Annotated in this window: 18 protein-coding genes; 4 read left to right on the top strand and 14 right to left on the bottom strand. The window is 60.5% G+C overall.

Annotated elements, in window-relative coordinates; genetic code table 11:
• The first annotated feature begins 117 nt into the window (after positions 1–117).
• Entirely contained in the window at positions 118–1,101 is a 984-nt protein-coding gene (locus AAAX34_RS05590; protein ID WP_349110365.1) for a zinc ribbon domain-containing protein, read from the top strand.
• Positions 1,102–1,252: 151 nt separating this feature from the next.
• On the opposite strand, the gene AAAX34_RS05585 is transcribed toward AAAX34_RS05590, so the two are convergent.
• The 7 genes from AAAX34_RS05585 to AAAX34_RS05555 form a co-directional block, all read right to left on the bottom strand.
• Complete coding sequence (locus AAAX34_RS05585; protein WP_349110364.1) at positions 1,253–3,844, bottom strand: DNA topoisomerase I; 2,592 nt, start codon at positions 3,842–3,844, stop codon at positions 1,253–1,255.
• Between the two features lie 54 nt (positions 3,845–3,898).
• A complete protein-coding gene (gene hypB, locus AAAX34_RS05580) occupies positions 3,899–4,582 on the bottom strand; it encodes a hydrogenase nickel incorporation protein HypB (RefSeq protein ID WP_035137692.1) in 684 nt (227 codons plus the stop codon).
• Positions 4,583–4,637: 55 nt separating this feature from the next.
• Complete coding sequence (gene hypA, locus AAAX34_RS05575; protein WP_117565013.1) at positions 4,638–4,994, bottom strand: hydrogenase maturation nickel metallochaperone HypA; 357 nt, start codon at positions 4,992–4,994, stop codon at positions 4,638–4,640.
• A gap of 6 nt (positions 4,995–5,000) precedes the next feature.
• Positions 5,001–5,792, bottom strand: a complete 792-nt coding sequence (tatC, locus tag AAAX34_RS05570) for a twin-arginine translocase subunit TatC (RefSeq protein WP_349110363.1) — start codon at positions 5,790–5,792, stop codon at positions 5,001–5,003.
• Positions 5,792–6,364, bottom strand: a complete 573-nt coding sequence (locus AAAX34_RS05565) for a twin-arginine translocase TatA/TatE family subunit (protein WP_349110362.1) — start codon at positions 6,362–6,364, stop codon at positions 5,792–5,794. Before AAAX34_RS05565 ends, tatC begins: the two co-directional genes overlap by 1 nt.
• Before the next feature lie 153 nt (positions 6,365–6,517).
• Positions 6,518–6,832 (bottom strand): STAS domain-containing protein, encoded by a 315-nt coding sequence (locus AAAX34_RS05560; protein ID WP_320677937.1) that lies wholly within the window; start codon positions 6,830–6,832, stop codon positions 6,518–6,520.
• A 51-nt stretch (positions 6,833–6,883) separates the two neighbouring features.
• The gene (locus AAAX34_RS05555) at positions 6,884–8,188 is read right to left on the bottom strand and encodes an aminotransferase class I/II-fold pyridoxal phosphate-dependent enzyme (RefSeq protein ID WP_349110360.1); all 1,305 of its coding nucleotides are present in this window, start codon (positions 8,186–8,188) and stop codon (positions 6,884–6,886) included.
• A 150-nt stretch (positions 8,189–8,338) separates the two neighbouring features.
• Here AAAX34_RS05555 and AAAX34_RS05550 point away from each other — a divergent pair, with 150 nt between their 5' ends.
• On the top strand, positions 8,339–8,593 hold the full coding sequence (locus AAAX34_RS05550; protein ID WP_055285533.1) for a hypothetical protein: 255 nt from the start codon (positions 8,339–8,341) through the stop codon (positions 8,591–8,593).
• Between the two features lie 373 nt (positions 8,594–8,966).
• On the opposite strand, the gene nhaA is transcribed toward AAAX34_RS05550, so the two are convergent.
• From nhaA to AAAX34_RS05515, 7 genes are all read right to left on the bottom strand, one after another.
• Positions 8,967–10,325: a Na+/H+ antiporter NhaA gene (gene nhaA / locus AAAX34_RS05545; RefSeq protein WP_349110359.1), complete on the bottom strand. Its 1,359-nt coding sequence runs from the start codon at positions 10,323–10,325 to the stop codon at positions 8,967–8,969.
• A gap of 267 nt (positions 10,326–10,592) precedes the next feature.
• Positions 10,593–11,516: a manganese-dependent inorganic pyrophosphatase gene (locus AAAX34_RS05540; RefSeq protein WP_349110358.1), complete on the bottom strand. Its 924-nt coding sequence runs from the start codon at positions 11,514–11,516 to the stop codon at positions 10,593–10,595.
• A 165-nt stretch (positions 11,517–11,681) separates the two neighbouring features.
• On the bottom strand, positions 11,682–12,635 hold the full coding sequence (locus AAAX34_RS05535) for an ROK family protein (protein ID WP_349110357.1): 954 nt from the start codon (positions 12,633–12,635) through the stop codon (positions 11,682–11,684).
• A gap of 241 nt (positions 12,636–12,876) precedes the next feature.
• A complete protein-coding gene (locus tag AAAX34_RS05530; RefSeq protein WP_349110355.1) occupies positions 12,877–13,209 on the bottom strand; it encodes a PTS lactose/cellobiose transporter subunit IIA in 333 nt (110 codons plus the stop codon).
• A gap of 9 nt (positions 13,210–13,218) precedes the next feature.
• The gene (locus tag AAAX34_RS05525; RefSeq protein ID WP_035137700.1) at positions 13,219–13,521 is read right to left on the bottom strand and encodes a PTS sugar transporter subunit IIB; all 303 of its coding nucleotides are present in this window, start codon (positions 13,519–13,521) and stop codon (positions 13,219–13,221) included.
• Positions 13,522–13,682: 161 nt separating this feature from the next.
• Positions 13,683–15,026: a PTS transporter subunit EIIC gene (locus AAAX34_RS05520; RefSeq protein WP_349110354.1), complete on the bottom strand. Its 1,344-nt coding sequence runs from the start codon at positions 15,024–15,026 to the stop codon at positions 13,683–13,685.
• Positions 15,027–15,146: 120 nt separating this feature from the next.
• Positions 15,147–16,547 (bottom strand): glycoside hydrolase family 1 protein, encoded by a 1,401-nt coding sequence (locus AAAX34_RS05515; RefSeq protein WP_349110353.1) that lies wholly within the window; start codon positions 16,545–16,547, stop codon positions 15,147–15,149.
• A 303-nt stretch (positions 16,548–16,850) separates the two neighbouring features.
• Here AAAX34_RS05515 and AAAX34_RS05510 point away from each other — a divergent pair, with 303 nt between their 5' ends.
• Positions 16,851–17,570: a GntR family transcriptional regulator gene (locus tag AAAX34_RS05510; protein ID WP_118934139.1), complete on the top strand. Its 720-nt coding sequence runs from the start codon at positions 16,851–16,853 to the stop codon at positions 17,568–17,570.
• 66 nt (positions 17,571–17,636) lie between these two features.
• On the top strand, positions 17,637–18,575 hold the full coding sequence (locus AAAX34_RS05505) for a type I phosphomannose isomerase catalytic subunit (protein ID WP_349110352.1): 939 nt from the start codon (positions 17,637–17,639) through the stop codon (positions 18,573–18,575).
• Positions 18,576–18,845: the final 270 nt, after the last annotated feature.

The raw sequence follows: 18,845 nt of genomic DNA, 5'->3' as shown, positions 1-18,845 counted from the left end.
CTGATTGAAGCTCTGAGACCGCCAAACAGTCCCTATTTCACCGCAACTTATGAAGGGGAATTTGGGGTGCTGGGTATAATCGTCGTATTGCATTGAAATGTGGCGAAAGGAGTGGCAATGTCTCGGTATTGCGCCTCGTGCGGCAAGCTTCTTGCAGATAATGCCAAGTTCTGCACCTCGTGCGGTGCACCCGTTGAGCAAACAACCGCGAGCGATAGCCAGCCCGCTTTTGAGCAGACCGGCTCCCTTGATACGCCGCAAGCCAAGGCGGACGACCCCCTCGCCTATCGCCCCGACCCCGCCGCAAGCCCCGCGGCCGTCGAGACCACGCAGCGCATACCCGTCGCGAGCGGCTCGCCCCAACAGCAGCCGGCTCCCGCATACGCGCCCGCTTCGCCACAGACCCCCGCTCCCAAAAAGAGCGGCACCGGGCCGCTTATCGCCGTTATTGTTGTGCTGGTGGCGATCATCATCGCCCTGGTCGTTTTCTTTGTGATCAAGCCTTTCGACAACGCCGCCACGCAGACGACTGCCGAGGTAGCTAAGCTGCACCATGACGTCGACGACGATGACCTAAAGCCTCTCGGCGATCCCAACAGCCTGTACGACGATGACGACGATGACGACGAGGATGGCAGCGAAGCAACGCTCTCCGAGCAGAACCTCTACCGCCGACTGAGCGAATACTACGACTTGCTCGAAGACCTCGACAACTACGTCCGTGGCTGCGCGCAGAACTTCAACGGCAGCTATCTGGAAGAGGATCGAACCACCCGTCAAAATCTCGCCGACGTCGCCGAGCGCACGGAGGACACCATCGAGCAGTATTACGACATCGTCGAGGACCTAGACGTCCCGACGAGCTCCAAGAACTACAGCTCCTGGAAGGACATCATCGCCCTGTACGACGACCTGGATCACCGCATTGACGCAATCTGTGATGCCTGGGAGATCAGCCTGAAATACGCCAAGCCTGCGGACCACAAGAACGAGATCGTGGCGCCGCTGTCACGCGACAACGTGGCGGGCACCAATGACAATAAGTACCGCCTAGATTTTGAGAAGCGCTATCCCGGCGCCAAGCCTGTCGAGGTGAAGTAATCCCAACAACTGATCAAATCTTGCGGTGAAATAGGGATTAATTAGGCCTTTTGCCAGCAAAAACAGTCCCTATTTCACCGCAACTTAGAAGTGGGGCCGGGCGCGCATTTGCATTTGCGCGCCCGGCCCCGCCGCGTCTATATGTGCTCGGTTACTTGTCGGCGGCCTTCTTGGTGGTCGTCTTTTTTGCGGTCGTCTTCTTGGCGGCAGTGGCTTTCTTAGCCGTGGTCTTCTTTGTCGCCGTGGTCTTCTTTGCCGTGCTCGCCTTGGTTGTGGTCTTGCGGCCGCGGGCGGGCTTCTTCTCCTTGGTCGGGCAGTCCATGTTCACGCAGATGCGCCACGGGCCGCGCGCGGTGTTGACCACCACGATGGGAGCGCCGCACTCGGGGCAGGTCTCACCCGTCGCCTCGAGCTTGCCGCGCGCCGGCAGCGGATAGCTCACGCCGCAGTCATCGTAGTTGGTGCAGCGGATAAAGCGCTTGCCGCTCTTTTCGCTCTTGTGCGCGATCAGGTCGCCATGGCGTCCTGCCTCGGCGCACACCTTGCACTCGCCCACCTTAAGGTCGGGCTCGTAGTTGGTGGGGCACGTCGGGTTCACGCAGATCTCGAAAGCCTTCTGACGGAACGGCTGACACTTAATGCGCGGCGCGCCGCACTCGGGGCACACGGCTGCCTCGCCCTCGAGCGGGCTCACCTTGACGCCGCTCGGCACCGGATAGGTCACATCGCAGTCGGGCCAGCCCATGCAGCCAATGAAGCTGCCACGGGTCTTGGCGCTCGTCTTCATAACCAAGTCCTTGCCGCACTTGGGGCAAGCGCCCACGCGCGCATCGGCCGTGACGGCGTCGCTGATGGCGTCGCCCAGCTCCTGCGTGTGCTTGAGCAGCTCGTCGAGCACGCCAGTCAGCAGCGCGCGCGAGTGCGTCACGACATGTTCTTCGGTGTCCTCGCCGCGCTCGACGCGGGTCATGTCGCCGTCGAGCTCACTGGTCATATCGGGGCTCGTGATGCGCGGGGCAAACTGTGACAGCGCATCGATGATGGCAATGCCCAGCTGGCTCGGCTCAACGGGATCGTTTTTGAGATAACGCACGGCGTACAGGCGCTCGATGATGCTCGCGCGCGTGGACTTGGTGCCCAGGCCGCGCTTTTCCATCTCCTGCACGAGCTTGCCCTGGCTATAGCGCGCGGGCGGCTCGGTCTGCTTGGCCTCGAGCTTAATGTCGAACACGTCGACCGTATCGCCCTGCTCCAGCGGCGGCATCTGCTCATCGCGCTTAAGGCCGTACGGATAGGCCTCGCGAAAGCCAGGGGTCACGAGCACGTCGCCCGAGGCCACGAACGGCTCGCCGTTGACGTCGAGCTCGAGCTTGGTGTTCTCGATGGTCGCGGGACCCATAAGCGTTGCCAGGAAGCGACGGGCGATGAGGTCGTAGAGCTTGCGCTGGCCGCCGTCGAGCGTGGATGGGTCGCCCTCGCCCGTGGGATAGATAGGCGGGTGGTCGGTGGTCTCGACCTTGCCGCGCGTGGGCTTCATAGGACCGGCAAGCACCTTTTTGCACACGGGCGCCAGCGCCGGGTTGATCTTTGCCAGGTCGCTCACCACGGCGCCCAGATCGAGCGTCGCAGGGTACACGGTATTGTCGACACGCGGGTAGCTGATGAGACCGGCCATGTAGAGGGACTCGGCGATGCGCATCGTACGCGCAGGCGAGATGCCCTCGGCCGCGGCGGCAGCCTGCAGCGAGGTGGTCGCAAACGGCGTGGGCGGCTGCTGCTTGCGCGAGCGTTTGGTCACCGCGGCGACGGTTGCCGTCGTAACGCCGTCGACATGGCCGTACGCCGTCTCGGCAGCATCCTTGTCGGTAAAACGCGCCGTCTTGTGCGCGATCTTAAAGCGGTCGTCCTCGGCAGCGCCCTGCGCGGCACCCATGCCGCGAATCTGCCAATAGTCCTCGGGCACAAACGCCATGCGCTCGCGCTCGCGCTCGACCACCAGGGCGAGCGTCGGCGTCTGCACGCGGCCGGCGGAGCGCACGTTACCAAAGCCGCCAAACTTGGCGAGCGTCAGGTAACGCGTGAGCACCGCGCCCCAAATGAGGTCGATGTGTTGGCGACTCTCGCCGGCGTCGGCCAGATTCTGGTCGAGCGAGACGAGATTATCGAAGGCGTGCGTAATCTCGGCCTTGGTAAACGAAGAGTATTGGGCGCGGGCAACCGGCAAGTCCGGCGCAACCTCGCGCACCTTGTTGAGAGCGTCCGAGCCGATCAGCTCGCCCTCGCGGTCGAAGTCCGTGGCAATAATGACGCTGTCGGACTTTTTAGCGAGGTTCTTGAGCGAGCGAATGAGCTCCTTCTCGGCCGGCAGCTTAATGACGGGCGCCCAGGTGAGGTAAGGCAGGCTCTCGAGCTTCCAACCCTTGATGGAGATGCCATCGGCAAGGAACGGCTTACGCTTGGTGTCATAGGGCGGACGCGCCAGGCCATCGGGCATATCGGCCGGCAACATCTCACCGTCCTCGGTCACCGAATACCAACCTAGCTTTTTATCGAACAGCACGCTGTCGCAAAAATCGGGCGCAAGGATGTGACCGGCAAGGCCGATGGTCACGCACTCCTCGCCCTTCCACTCAAAACGGTAGATGGCGGTGTTGTACACCTTGTCCTTTTTAGGCTTACCCGTGGACAGCCGCTCGGCGATCTGACGCGCGGCGTCGTTTTTCTCGGCGATGATGAGCTTCAAAAGAGGCTCCTATCTCATGTCTCTGCGGCTACGCCCGCCCGTATGGCGGCCGACTTACGCCCTTGCTTGCTCAATCTGCCCGATGAGCCAATCGCACCAGGCATCCATGCCCTCGCCCTTGCGCGCGCTCACGGCAAACCGCGGCGCCTGCGGATTGAGGTCATCGAGTGTCTTAGTATACCTATCCATGTCAAAATCGAAAGCCGGAGCCACGTCGACCTTGTTGAGCAGCTGTGCGCCGGCGTGTTGGAAGATGCCCGGGTACTTGATGGGTTTGTCGTCGCCCTCGGGCACCGAGAGGATCATGATGGACAGGTTCTCGCCCAGGTCAAAGTCGACCGGGCAGACCAGGTTACCCACGTTTTCGATAAAGATGACGTCAATGTTTTCCAGACCTACAGCCTGGTCGAAGGCGTCAACGGCCTCCATGATCATGTTGCCCTCGAGGTGGCACAGGCCGCCCGTGTTGATCTGGATGGCGGGCATACCGGCTTCCTTCATGGTAATGGCGTCGACGTCCGAGGCGATATCGCCCTCGATGACGGCGCAGCGCAAGCCGGCCTTATCTCGCAGGCGCTCGTTGGTGCCCAAAATCGTGGTGGTCTTGCCCGAACCGGGGCTCGACAGCACATTGATCACATAGGTGCCCGTCTCTTTAAATCGCTGACGCAGCTGATCTGCCAGGCGCTCGTTGCGCGACAGAATCGGCGACGCGATATCAATCGTTTTCTCGGCCATATTCGGCACTCCTTACTTCTGCCCCTTTATACCCCGTCCCCAGATGGCTGATGGGCTAATCGTCGGGGGTCTCGATTTCGATACTTGCGATGTCGAGCTCGCGGCCGTGCAGCAGGCGCACATTGGCGCCGCCACATTGGGGGCAGCGGCAATGGAAACGGTCGTGCTCAAAGACCTCACCACAGTCCAGACACTCGCTTTGTGGATGGACCTCCTCCACGGCAAGCTCGCAGCCGCGCGTGAGCGGGTCCTCGTCGCGAAATGTCTCCCACGCAAAGTCGAGCGCCTCGCGCACAACTTCGGTCATATCCCCGATACGCAGCGTTACCAAAACGGCGCGCGAGGCCCCCGCCCCACGCGCCGCGCGAATCACTGTATCGAGTATGCCGTTGACAATGCCAACCTCGTGCATACCGATTTACTCCTCGTCGTCCTCATCGTCCGAGAACAGGTCCAGACGGCTCACAAACAAGCCCTCCTTGCCCTCGCGCGCGGTAATGACCACGCGAGCGATGGCGAGCGAAATCTCGTAGAGCGAGAGCAGGGCGCCATACATGAGGCCCAGCGTAACGGGCGAGCCGTCGGGCGTAATCACAGCCGAGCCCGCAAGCAGGCCAACGTATACGTAACGCCAGGCACTGCGGAAGGCCGCATAGGACACAATATGGAAGACGGACAAGTAGAAGATGATGAGCGGCAGCTCAAACGCCACACCAAAGCCGATCATAAAGAGCAGCTCCATGTTGATGTAGTCCTCCAAATTGGGCAGCGCCGTGGCGACGGCCGAGGTCTCGCCGATGAGCCACTCAAAGCCCGCAGGAATGATGATGAAGTAGCAGAAGATGGCGCCCAGGAAGAACAGCACCGTCGAGGCGAGCACCGTGGGCACGACCCACTTGCGCTCGTTGGGGCGAAGCGCCGGCAGGAAAAACGCCAGAATCTGCCAGATGATCATGGGCGTGCACATGACCACGGCCATCTTGATGGCCAGTGAGAAGCGCAGGCCAAAGCCGCCGAGCGTGGTGGTGATGTAGAACTTACCGTCCGGCACAAAGGAGCGGATGGGATCTTTCAGGATGTCGAGCACCACAGGCGTGGCGAAATACAGCACGATAGCGGCTGCAAAGACTGACACGACCACGATGGTCAGGCGGCGACGGAGCTCTCCCAGGTGATCGAAGAGCGGCATACGCGCAGGTCCGATAGGCATTACTCATCGCCTCCCTTCGGGGCAGCGGCGTCGTCCTCGGCCTCGAGCTCGCGAGCGAGCTGGTCGACGACGGCTTTGCGCTTGCGGGGACGACGAGCATAGAGGTCGGCCGTCGTGGGCTCTGCCGGCTCGGGCTCGGGCTCCGGCTCTGCAGCAGGCTCGGGCTCGACGACAAGCTCGGCGGCAGCGGCAGGCTCGGCACCCTCGGCCTCCTCAGCAGCACCCTCGCCCTCGGCGGCAGCCTCGCTCGCGGCCTTCTCGGCAGCAAGGCGGGCACGGCGCTCGGCAAAGGTCTCCTTCTTGGCGGGCGCTGCCGTCTCGGCGGCATCCTTGTCCGCATCGGAATCGTCATCGACGGCAGTCTTCTTGGGCTTGACCGGTGCCGAAGCGGCCTCACTTACCGGATCGATAATCTCAGACTGAACAACGGCCGTCATCTTTTCCTGCGTCTCGCGGAACTGACGGATGGCACGGCCGATCGTGCGGCCCATCTGTGGGAGCTTATCCGGGCCAAACAGCAAAAAGCCGAAGACCACGATGATCGCGAGCTCACCCTCTCCAATACCAAACACACATACCTCCAAGGCTCGATGTGAGTCGAGCCCGCACCGCGCCATTCGGCCGGAACTCGTCTATTCATTCGGTCAAGTATAGCGCCCGGACGCCAAAACGTCCGAGCGCATCACAAACATATGCCAAACGGCACGCCCTTTTGAGGGCAAAGGTTATGCAGCGGTGATCGAAATCTCCTGGTCGACACCCAACAGCTGAACCACGCGCATCACCGGGGGCTGCACATTGGTGCAGCTAAAGCGCTTGTCGTGGTCGGCCGCGTGGTGCGCGGCGCCCACGAGCACACCAATGCCCGTCGAATCGATGTAGCTCACCTGGGCAAAATCGAGCTCAACGGCCTCAGTGGGCTGCTCGAGCGCCAGGTCGATGGCATTGCGCAGGCTATCGGCGTTAGAGATATCGATCTCGCCGGTTACCTTAATGGTGTAGAGCTCTGGCGTGGGGTTGGTGGAAATACCCAAATCCATGTATACGCTCCTTTACGTATCGAAAGTGCGGATAGTACGGGAAGCCGCGCGTTAGGCGCGCTCGGCACGCGCAAGCTCGGCAGCGACAAGCTTGACGGCCAGCACCAGCACATCGAGCGCGGCCTCCAGGTCCTCGACCGTGGGATAGCTCGGCGCGATGCGGATGTTGGTGTCGCGCGGGTCCTTGCCATAAGGCCAGGTGGCACCAGCCGGCGTGAGCTTGACGCCCAGGTCGGCGCAGAGCGCGGCGACCTTCTGGGCTGAACCCTCGGGACCATCGAAGCTTACAAAGTAGCCGCCGCGGGGGTGCGTCCAGGTGGCGCAGCCCGTGTCGCCCAAGCCCTCGGTGAGCTTGCGCTCGACAGCCTCAAAGCGCGGGCGCAAGAACTCGGCATGCTTTTTCATGTGGTCCTTGACCGCCTCGATGGTGGGAAGGAAGCGCACGTGACGCAGCTGGTTGAGCTTGTCGGCACTGATGAGGCCGGCCTTCAGGCGCTTGGAGAACTCCGCGATAACCGCGGGGCTCGCACCGATAAAGCCGATACCGGCACCCGGGAAGGTGATCTTGGACGTCGAGGCGAATGCCACCACGCGGTCCTCGGTGCCCGCCGCGCGGGCAAGATCAAAGATGTTGGCGAGCTCGTCGGTCTCGTCGTACAGGTCGTGCACGCAGTAGGCGTTGTCCCAGAAGATGCGGAAATCGGGCGCGGCCGTGTGCATCTCGACCAGGCGGCGCACGGTGTCCTCGCTAAAGGTGATACCCGTGGGGTTGGAATACTTGGGCACGCACCAGATGCCCTTGATGGAATCGTCGGCGGCAACGAGGCGCTCGATCTCGTCCATATCGGGGCCGTTGTCGGTCATCGCGACGGGAACGTTCTCGATACCCAAGTCGGCGGTAATGCCAAAGTGGCGATCGTAGCCGGGAACCGGGCACAGGAACTTGACCTTCTTGCCGTCGTGCGCTGCCTCGTAAGCCTCCCAAGGATCGCTACCACACGAGCCGCAACGCCAGAACATACCGGCGATATCGTGCTCGATCAGCAAGCTCGACGAACCCAGCACGAGCGTCTGCTCGGCGGGGCAACCCAGGAACTCCCCCGCCAGCTTGCGTGCCGAGGGAATGCCCTCAAAGCAACCGTAGTTGGAGCAGTCGACATTGCCGTCGTGCAGATCGGCATCGGCATTGAGGATATCGAGCATGGGTCGAGAGATGTCCACCTGGGAGGGCGACGGCTTGCCGCGGGCCATGTCGAGCGCCAGGCCTTTGGCCTTGACCTCGGCGACCTCGGCCTTGAGCGCCTCGATGGCGGCATCGAGTTCGGTGGTTTCCATCTTCTGGTAGATCGTCTGCATGGGATGCGACCTTTCGCGAAGCGGTACGTTGCAGTTCGTCTAAGTATAGACCGCCACCGTCACAACGTTATGAAGCCGTGATAGATTAAGTCCATCGCAATGAATTACGAATCGCCGCGCATGCCGGCGTGGGGCGCCCAAGGAGGCACTATGGAGTACGGATCGTTCCAGGCCGAGGAATTCGGCGACCTTCAGCGCCTGGTCGACGGACTGTTTTACGACCGCCACGCCATCGACCGCCTGGATCTGATCGTACAGGCCGAAATCTTGGACCTGGCGCCCGATCTCATGGAAATCGTGAACCTGCTACCGCCCGGCTATTACGACCGCCAGTCACTTTGCGACCAGCTCAACTCCGCCTTGGCCGCCCACGGCTGGGGCGCCATCTACGGCACCGTGGAATAAGCCTCGAGGCCGGCGATTTGGCCCGTTTCCCGACCTTGGCGAGGCTTGTTTTAGGGCTTGTGGCCAAAAAAGGGCGAATATGAGTACTGTTACCCTTTTAGTAGCAGCGATTCTTGGTCGAAATCGGCAAAACTCGACTTGAAACTCCCCAATCACCGTCAGCTAGCGCCAAATTGGAAGTCGATGGTCACTCATTAACGTACAGTTCTTATAACTTTGTTCATTATTTTCCGCACCTAAAATGAAACGCCGTTTGTGACAGTACTCACAAACGGCGTTTTTTGACCACTGGCGTGTCTGGCAGGCGGCAAGCACCACCCGAATCCGCATTTTGAACGCGCCCGAATCGGTTCTGGAGCCGGTTTTCGCGCTCTTACTCGTCCTTGGGCGCGGGATGCTTGCAGATCACACTCATGTAGATCATGCCAAGTACGGCCGCAGTGACAGAGCCGGCGAGAATAGCGGCCTTGGCGGCCAGAACCTCAAACTGGGCCGTCGGGAAGGCAAGGCCGCTGATGAGGATCGACATGGTAAAGCCGATGCCACCCAGAATGCCCACACCGGCAATCATGTGCCAGTTGACATTGCGCGGTAGCTCGCAGGCCCTAAGCTTAACCAGGGCAAACGTCATGCCAAAGATGCCGATCGGCTTGCCCAGCAGCATGCCAAAGTACACGCCGAGCGTCACCGGGTCGGTGAGCAGCGTGCTCATGTCCACACCCACTAGGCGAACCTGTGCGTTCACGAACGCAAAGATCGGCAGAATCACAAAGTTGACCGGCGTGGAGATCAGACGCTCCATGCGGATGAGCGGCGGGGTCACGCGGTGCATGACGCGCTCGACCTTGGTGGTCGAGACGGTAAAGTCATGCTGGCCCAGGATGTGTGCCTCGTCATCGTAGCGATCATCGAGCAGCGGCAGGCACTCGCCCAACCAATCGGTGAGGCTATCGAGCTTGACGCCGCACTTGGCCGGGATGGTAAAGGCCAAGATGACGCCGGCGAGCGTAGCGTGCACGCCGCTCTTGAACATGCAGAACCACAGCAGCAGGCCCAGCACCGAGTACGGGGCAAGGCGGTAATGCTGCGTCTTGTTGAGCCACACGAGCGCGCAGGTCACAAGCGCGGCGGCGCCCAACCAAAACGGATTGGGGCTCTGACCGTAGAAGATGGCGATGGCGGCGATGGAAATGAGGTCGTCGGCGATGGCGAGCGTCGAGAAGAACACGCGCACGCCGTTGGGCACGCGATTGCCCAAAAGCGACAGCACGCCCAGCGCAAAGGCAATATCGGTTGCCATGGGAATGGCCCAGCCGTTGTGCGCGCCGGCATGGTTAAAGATCAGATAGATGCAGGCGGGAACGACGACGCCGCCCACGGCCGCCAGCATGGGAAGCATGGCCTGACGCGGGTTCTTGAGCTCGCCAACTGTCATCTCGTACTTAAGCTCAATGCCCACCAGCAAAAAGAAAATTGCCATGAGGAAGTCGTTGACGAAAAGCTCAACGGTGAGACCGGCCGTAAGGTTGCCCAGGCCCACATACAGTGGGGTCTCCAAAAAGTGATGGATGGCCTCGTAGACATCGGTATTGGCGCAGATAACGGCGGCGATGGCAGCGAGGACCATGACGGCGGCGGAAATCGTGCCGTTCTCGGCGATGCGCTCCCAGATGTCGTGGCGCTCAAAACGCTTGCGCTCACGAACGTTGAACAGCTGCTCAGTTGCTGCCATGGGCGGCTCCTTTCACGGGAAAGCTCCCGTCTTAAAAAAGCACGGCCCGCCCAAGTGGCGGCGCCGCGCTCTAACGTATTACGCTTGCATCTAGCCTACCCTGCACGACAAGCACGCAGGCATGGCCGAAAAGCGGAACCACAGGTTGAACATTATTTGTTCAACGGCACGGGCACGCCTGTCCAAGAGACGACGCGGCACCGTGCACAAAAAACGACCGGAGCGCGGGGCGTCCGCGATCCGGTCGTAGCGTTTGGCCAACTAAACCTAGCAGGCGGCCATGATGGGGGCAGCGACCTGCTTCTTACGGGAGAGGACGCCCGGCATCCAGACGCCGTCGTGCTCGTCGGCAATGCCCAGGCCCTTCTGAGCAGCCTCGGTCTCGCCCTCGAGCAGGACCTGCGAGCCCTCCTCCATGATGTCAGTGATGCACAGGACGATGCCGTCGGCACCCTTCTCGGCGGCGTAGGCGCGCATGGCCTCGCGAATCTCGTCGATCATGCCGAGTGCGCGGGTCTTGTCGACAGTCTCGTACTGGCCGATGAGCAGCTTCTTGCCAGCAGGCTCGAACATCTTGATGTCGTTGCCGACCATCTCGGCTGCGGTGAAGGAGCCAGACGGACGGGTGAGGAAGACCTCCATGCCAAACTTGACCGGATCGACGCCCACCTGCTCGCCGAGCTTGGCGGCAACGGCGCGGTCGACATCGGTGGTGGTGGGGCTCTTGAGCATGAGCGTGTCGGTCATCATGGCCGAGAGCAGCAGCTTGGCCTGAACGTCGGAAAGCTCAACGCCGAGCACGCCGGCGAGCTTGGTGACGATGGTGCAGCTGGAGCCCCAGGGCAGGCAGATGTAGTGCAGCGGGCCGGCGGTCTCGAAGTCGCCGATGCGGTGATGATCGACAACGCCAAAGACCGTGGCGTCCTTAAGGCCGGCGACGGACTGGGCGGACTCGTTGTGGTCGGTGAGGACGACGAGCTGGCCGGCCTCGACGGACTCGATCACGCGGGGCTCGACGATGCCGGCGTCGGCGAGCAGCTTGGCGGACTCGGCCGGAAGCTGACCAAGGGCGCAGGCCTCGTAGGTGTTGCCGGCATACTCAACCTGGTTGAGCAGCTGGGACAGGACGACGGCGCTCATGATGGCGTCGTTATCGGGGTTCTGGTGACCAAAGACAAGAACGTTTGCCATGGATATCCTCCACTTGATATGTGTACTTGGACGTAGCTATGGTAGCACGCCGATGCCGAGCCTTCGCAGACGGAAGGGCTACGGCATATTTTGGGGCAGGCACTGGGCCAAGGTTGTCCCTTTTGCACCATATTGGTGCAAAGTAACCTGTCCCCCTTGCACCAGCTATTTGCCGGCGGCGCGCAGGGCTACGTAGGCGGCACCGATGATGCCGGCGTCGTTGCCGAGCGAAGCGACCTTAATGGGCGTCTCGCGCGAGGCGGAAAGCGCGTAGCGCTGGAAGTACTCGCGAGCCTTGTCGAGGTAGACATCGGCCGAGGCGGATGCGCCGCCGCCGATAAGAAACATCTCGGGATCGACCACATTGGCAATAAGCGCCAGTGCGCGACCGAGATAGTCGGCCATGGTATCGGCCGCGGCCAGCGCAAGCTTGTCGCCCTCGCGGCAGGCTTGGAACACGTCCTTGGAATCGGAGGGACCGGTGAGCTCGATGGGCTCGACGCCCGCCTTCTTGCACTCGGCAAGGTAGTTGCTCACCACGCCGGTGGCGCTGGAATACTGCTCCAGGTGGCCATGGCCGCCGCAGCCGCAAGTGCGCTCCTCAGCCGGATTCAGGCACATGTGGCCAATCTCGCCGCCAGCACCCACAACGCCCGACACCACGTCGCCGTTGACGATAACGCCGCCGCCCACGCCGGTACCGATGGTGACCATCACCACGTTCTGCACGCCCTTGGCAGAGCCTAGCCAGGCCTCGCCCATGGCGGCGGCGTTGGCATCGTTCTCGTACTTAACGACCGCGTCGGGACAGTGCTTTTGAATGGCGATCCTCAGCTCGGGCAGGTTAATGGCAATGTTGGCCTTGACCTTGGCATCGCCCGACGCCGGGATGGGGCACGGAACGGCCAGGCCAATGCCTGCCACAAAGGCACGCGGAATCTGAGCCTTGGCGACCACCTGATCGATAGCCTCGGTCACCGCGGCAAAGCCCGCGGCGTCAATGATGGGAGGCGTGGGCACGCTGGCCTTGGCAAGCAGGTTGCCGTCTTCGTCGAACAGACCCTCCTTAACCGAAGTGCCGCCGACGTCGATGCCGATGTAGTACTGCTTAGGTTCCATGGGAGCCCACCTTTCTCGTTTAAACATTGCCTGTATGGTACCGCTCCCAAGGCAAAAACCTACCAAAAAGGGACAGGTTTGTTTTGGCAGGTTTTATCTGGGGTAACGCAATTGGCCGCTCAACAGACCGCGCAAGACCATCCCCAAAAATAAAGGCGCCGGGAGGCGGAGACTCCCGGCGCCTGTCAAAGGGACTATGTTGTCTGTTGGAGCGCGCGGTCCATCGCGGCGATAACGCCGACTAGGCCTTAAGTGCCCGCAGCTGCTTGTGGATCTCGATGAGCTCCGTCGCCATGACGCGCATGGTCTCGGTACCGGCCATCTGGTCCTCGGCATGCAGCAGAATCAACGGGGCCTCGCCGTTACGCTCGCCGTTGGCCTCTTTCTTCAGAAGCCCCATGTGAACATCGTGGCCACCGTTATAGGCCTCGTCGCCCTGCTTGATAAGCTCCTCGGCGGCGTCAAAATCGCCCTCCTTGGCCTTTTGCACGGCATTGATGTACATGCTCTTGGCGGTACCGACGTAGCTGATGATCTCGAAACAGGTCATCTGCAACTCGTTCATATCCTCCATGCGGAGCACCTAGCCCATCACGCTGACGCAGTGGTCGATGATGCCGGCGGCGTTCATGCGGCCGTAGTCGACCATGTTGATGACCTCGACCGGAAAACGACCGGCGGCCTCCTTCTCAAAGTCACCCTTGGTGTAGCCGATCTGCGGGCCAAGCAGCAACATGTCGCACTCGTCCAGGTGATCGTGGGCCTCGTTCATGGGACGAGCCTCGACCTCGATATCCAGACCACGGTTTGCAACCTCGGCCTGCATCTTCTGGACCAACAGGCTCGTGGACATACCGGCATTGCAGCAGAGCATGATCTTCTTCATGGTTTCCTCCTTATAACTGCGCGGCGCGCAGACGACAACTGGTTTTATTCCTTGCGGCTATTGTGCCCACTCCCCTGTATCTTTACGCAAGGGAGAGAGCCGCGGGCACCGGCACCGCGTACCGGCGCCCGCAAAGGTGAAAGGGACGAACGTTAGGCGTTCTACTCGGCGAGAGCCTCCTGCTTGGCGATTGCCTTCTCGGAAATCTTCATAAAGGGCAGGTAGACGGCCATGCCAATGACAATCTCGAGAGCCTGCCACACACCGGCGCGCCAGTCAAAGCCCGTAGCGAGCAGAGCATTGATGACGGGAGGCATAGTCCAGGGCACCTGGGCGATGCAGGGGCTGATGATGCCTGCGCAGGTAAGGCCATAGGTGACGCCGATGAACAGATCGGGAAGGAGGACAAACGGGATCATGAGCGGCAGGTTGTACACGATGGGGTAACCGTAGATAACCGGCTCGTTGATGTTGAACAGACCAGGCAGGATAGCCATCTTGGAAACGGTCTCGGAAGCCTTGTTCTTGGAGAACAGGAGCGTGTCGAGCAGGAGCATGAGAGTGCAGCCCGAGCCGCCGATGAGGGCGAAGCTGTTAACGATCTGCATGTTCATGTAGTGATCGGGCTGGATGGTGCCACCGGCGGCAAAGGTAGCCATGTTGTCGACGATGAGCATGGTCAGGATCGGTTCGACGGTAGCGCCAGAGATGGTGGACTGGTGAATACCGACGCAGAACAGCAGGTTGGCAAGGGTGTAGATGAGGATAACAGCCCACGGACCGGCGTTCATGATGCTCTTGAGCGGGCTGGAGATGCACGTGGAGATGATGGTGCACAGATCGGTGCCAGCGCACACGGCGAGCAGGGCCGCGGCAAGAGCGAAGATCGCGAGGTTGAGCAGCATCGGGATCATGACGTTGAAGGAGTTGGAGACCGCGGGGGGCACGCCCTCGCCCAGCTTAACCTTAAGCTTCTCGACGCCAGAAATCTTGATGAAGAGCGAGACGGAAAGCAGGGCGATGATAATAGCCGAGAACAGACCGTTGGTGCCGGTGTTGGCAGTCGAAAGGGCGCCCGTGACCTCGGCGGAGGTGATCTTGTCGGTGAGCAGCGGGCTCGTGGCGGCAAGCGTGGCGGTGACCTGCTGCGGCATCATGATGACGAAAGCAGAGATAGCGACGACCACGCAAGCGAGCGGGTTATCGAAACGCTTGTTCTTAGCGAGGCTGTAGCCAATCAATCCGGCCAAGATAATGGCAGAGACGTTGAGGGTGCCCAGCGTAATTGCCGAACCCCAGGTCTGAAGGTTGGCAAGGCCCGCCGCATCGAGCGGGAACAGGGGGAACACGACGTTGTTAATAAGAACCGCGATACCCGCAAGGATATAGAGCGGCGTGATGGTCGCGAAGGCGTCACGCAGGGAACGCAGGTGAACCTGGTTTCCCACCTTCGCAGAGACCTCGGCAAACTTGTCGAGGAAGCTCTTTCCGTTGTCACTGGCCATGATTGCTCCTAACTTTCAAATCCGGCCTTTTCCTATGCGCACGGTGGTCTGTCGCCCTCTGCCACCAGATGTGCCATGTGTTGCGCGCGGCGGCGCGCGGTCTGGGCGTTCGCCCGGTCGCTAATCAACCACGTGGGTCGTGGCAACCTGTTTGAGCCAGGCTGCCGACTTCTTAAGGCGGCGCTTATAGCCATCCATCAGATCGACCTCGACAAAGCCGTAACGGTTCTTAAAGGCATTGGCCCAAGACCAGTTATCGATGACGGCCCAGTAGTGATAGCCCCGGCATTTGGCGCCCTCGGCGATTGCCTTGGCAACCCACTCCAGGTGCTGGCGTACAAAGTCGACGCGGTAGTCATCCTGGATGGTTCCTTCGGCGTCACGGTTCTTGTATTCGTCCATGATGCCGATGCCGTTCTCGGAAACGAACCACTCAAGATCGGGGTAGTTCTTAGCGCAGTCCATGCCAAAGTCGTAGAGGCCCTGCGGATAGATCTCCCAGCCGCGGCTCTCGTTCATAACGGCGTCGGGCCATACGTACTCGTCGGCAAAGTGCGGCAGGCCGTACTGGTCGACCTTGCTCGCCGGTGCCTGAACACGCGTGGGGTGGTAGTAGTTGCAGCCGAGCCAGTCGACAACACCCTGCTTGAGAATCTCTTGGTCGCCGGCACGGAACGGGAGCTTAACGCCGCCCTCGGCCAGGCTGTCGAGCACGTCGGCAGGAAGCTCGCCCTTGGTAATAAGGTCGAGCCACCAGCGATTGTTAATGCCGCTGGTCATACGCACGGCCTCGAGGTCTGCCTCGCTGGGGTTCTCCTTGGTGTAGACCGGAGTGAAGCAGTTAATCATGCCGATCTTAGCATCGCTGCGAACGGCGCCCTCGTCATAGGCACGGCGGTAGTTGGCCACAGCCAGCGAATGCGCCAGCGAAATGTGATACTGCACGGTGCGGGCGCGGCTAAAGTCGTGGAGTTGCGGGAACCACACGCCCTCCTGATAGCGCTGCTCGGGCTCGACGATGGGCTCGTTAAAGGTGAACCAGTACTTGATCTCCTGGCCAAACTCGTGGAAGGCGACGTCGGCGTAATGCGCGTAAGCCTCGACGACCTCACGGCTCTCCCAGCCGCCACGGTTAAAGAGGTAGGTGGGCATGTCAAAGTGGTACAGGTTGACGAACGGCTCCAGGCCGGCCTCGCGAGAAGCGCGGAACAGCTCGTGATACCACGCAGCGCCCTCCTCATTTAGGTTGCCGTCGGCATCGAGCAGACGGCTCCACTGGATGGAAGTGCGAAAGGTATTCAGGCCCAAGTCCTTCAAAATGCGAAAGTCTTCCTGGTACTTGGCCATAAAGTCATTGCCGGCATAAGAGCCAACGCAGTTGTAGAACGAACCCAGATCCTGGATGGACCAGGTGTCCCACAGGTTCTCGAGCTTGCCGCCCTGGTTCCACTGACCCTCAGTCTGCGGGCCGGACATAGCAGCGCCAAAGAAGAAGTCGTTGGGCAGCTGATACTGCGTCATCAAAGTCCTCGCTTTCGTGTTCTAGAGCTTCCGGTTGGAGACGGGTTTGCTTTGGCAGGTTATCCGGCGCGGGCGCGCACCGGTCATACCGATATCCAACCTGCCAAAACAAAACCGTCCCCAAACAGCACAAGCAAACGCCAATGCATCTCGCTTGTTGTCTATAACTATAGCGCTCTAATTTATTGTGTAAAGCGTCTTTTTAACTTTTCTTTATCGAACTTCTTTCATGAAAGCCATATGGATGCTTTTTAAGTAGGTATACTTTCTTAATATTCAACGCAAATATGAAGGGAGGATTGCATGATTCCCAAATACGAGGCGATAGCTGCAGATATCCGTCGAAGCATCGAGGACGGCGCCCTTAAGCCGGGCGATAAGTTACCCACCGTCGTAGAGTTTTGCGAGCTCTATAGCGTTTCTAAGATCACCGTCAAACGTGCGATTGAGCAGATTACCGAGGAGGGCTTGATCACCAGTCGGCGAGGATCGGGCACCTACGTCAAGGACACAGCGGGGCTTCCCGGCCAGGTGTTTTTCCAAGGCAAGAACGACCGCGCCCAAGGCTTTTCGTACGAGCATCGCGGGGAGAAAGTGACCTCGGTGGTCTACGATTTCTCGATCGTCAATCCGCCGGCAGAGGTTGCGACCCAGCTGGGAATGGCCGAGGATGACTTCGCCTATCACATCGTGCGCGTGCGCCAGGTCGACGAGAAGCCCATCGTCATCGAGTACACCTATATGCCGCTCGAACTGATCCCGGGCCTTAAAAAGAAGGACCTGTACGGATCGGTCTACGGCTTTATCCGCGAGCAATGCGGGCTGAAGATTTCGAGCTTCCATCGCACCATCCGCGCCGTCGCGGCAACTGAGGAAGAGGCTGAGCGCCTGGATACCAAACCCGGCTCTCCCTTGCTCGAACTCAACCAGATTGGCTTCTTGGATAGCGGCACCGCGTTTGAATATTCTATCTCGCACAACGTAGGCGACCGCTTTGAGCTGCACAACGTAACGCTGGCCTAGCTTTGTTATCCGGTGGGTGCTCGTTTTGAGTCGTCTTACGCGGCGCCCGCACAACCTTATGGGAGTATGCACATGTCCGATTTGATTAAACTCACGCCGATCTTCCACGAGAAGATCTGGGGCGGCCGCCAGCTGGAGACCGTGTTTGGCTACGACATTCCCGAGGGCCCCATCGGTGAGTGCTGGGCCATCTCGGCACACCCCAACGGCGACTGCCAGATCGCTGAGGGTCCGTACGCCGGTCACACGCTGTTATGGCTGTGGGCCGAGCACCGCGAGCTCTTTGGCAATTGCGAGGGCAAGGAGTTCCCGCTGCTCATTAAGATTCTGGACGCCAAGGACGACCTTTCGATCCAGATTCATCCCAACGACGAGTACGCTGCCGAGCACGAGAACGGTAGCCTGGGCAAAACCGAGTGTTGGTATGTGCTGGACTGCGAGCCCGACGCCACGATCATCGTCGGCCAGCGTGCCAAGGACCGCGCCGAGGCCGCACAAATGATCGAGGAAGGACGTTGGGACGACATGCTCAACGTGTTGCCGATTCACAAGGGCGACTTTTTCCAGATTGATTCCGGTACCGTTCACGCCATCAAGGCCGGCACGCTCATTTTGGAAACGCAGCAGTCGTGCGACGTGACGTATCGCCTGTACGATTACGACCGCCCCGGCACCGACGGCAAACTGCGTCCCCTGCACATTGAGCAGAGCCTCGACTGCATAAACTTTGATGCTCAGGCTCCGACCGACGGCACGGTGACCGCGCCCGAGGTGGATGGCGTGACCGAGCTCGTGTCTTGCCCCTGCTACACCGTCGATCGCGTGCGCGTCGACGGCAGCAAGACCCTCGACCAGCGCTGGCCCTTCATGTGCCTGTCGGTCATCGACGGCGAAGGCACCGTCTGCGGCGACCCCGTCCACAAGGGAAGCCACCTGCTGGCCCCGAGCACCGTGGACCAGATCGAGCTCGAGGGCAAGATGGAACTGATCGTCTCGCATCTGTAGATCGCACCAACAACCCAAACGCAACAAGGGGCTCTCCCGTCCATGTACGGGAGAGCCCCTACTCACATTTATTTACCTATCAGCCCACCCGGCTCTCCAGATCAAAAAGCGGACGAGCAAAGCGACGTTCGCAAGCTGCAGACCAAAACGCCACAAGGAAGAGGGCGCGCCGGGGGCTTTGGTCGATCGCGAGTTCCGCACGAGCCGGAGAGCACTTAATGTGCTCTCCGTGCGAGCAGGACTGTCCGAGCAGGCGACCAAAGCCCCCGG

Source organism: Collinsella sp. CLA-ER-H4 (genome assembly GCF_040092395.1).
GTDB lineage: Bacteria > Actinomycetota > Coriobacteriia > Coriobacteriales > Coriobacteriaceae > Collinsella.
The sequence above is the reverse complement of the archived record's forward strand: the minus strand, read 5'-3'. Positions and strand labels throughout refer to the sequence as shown.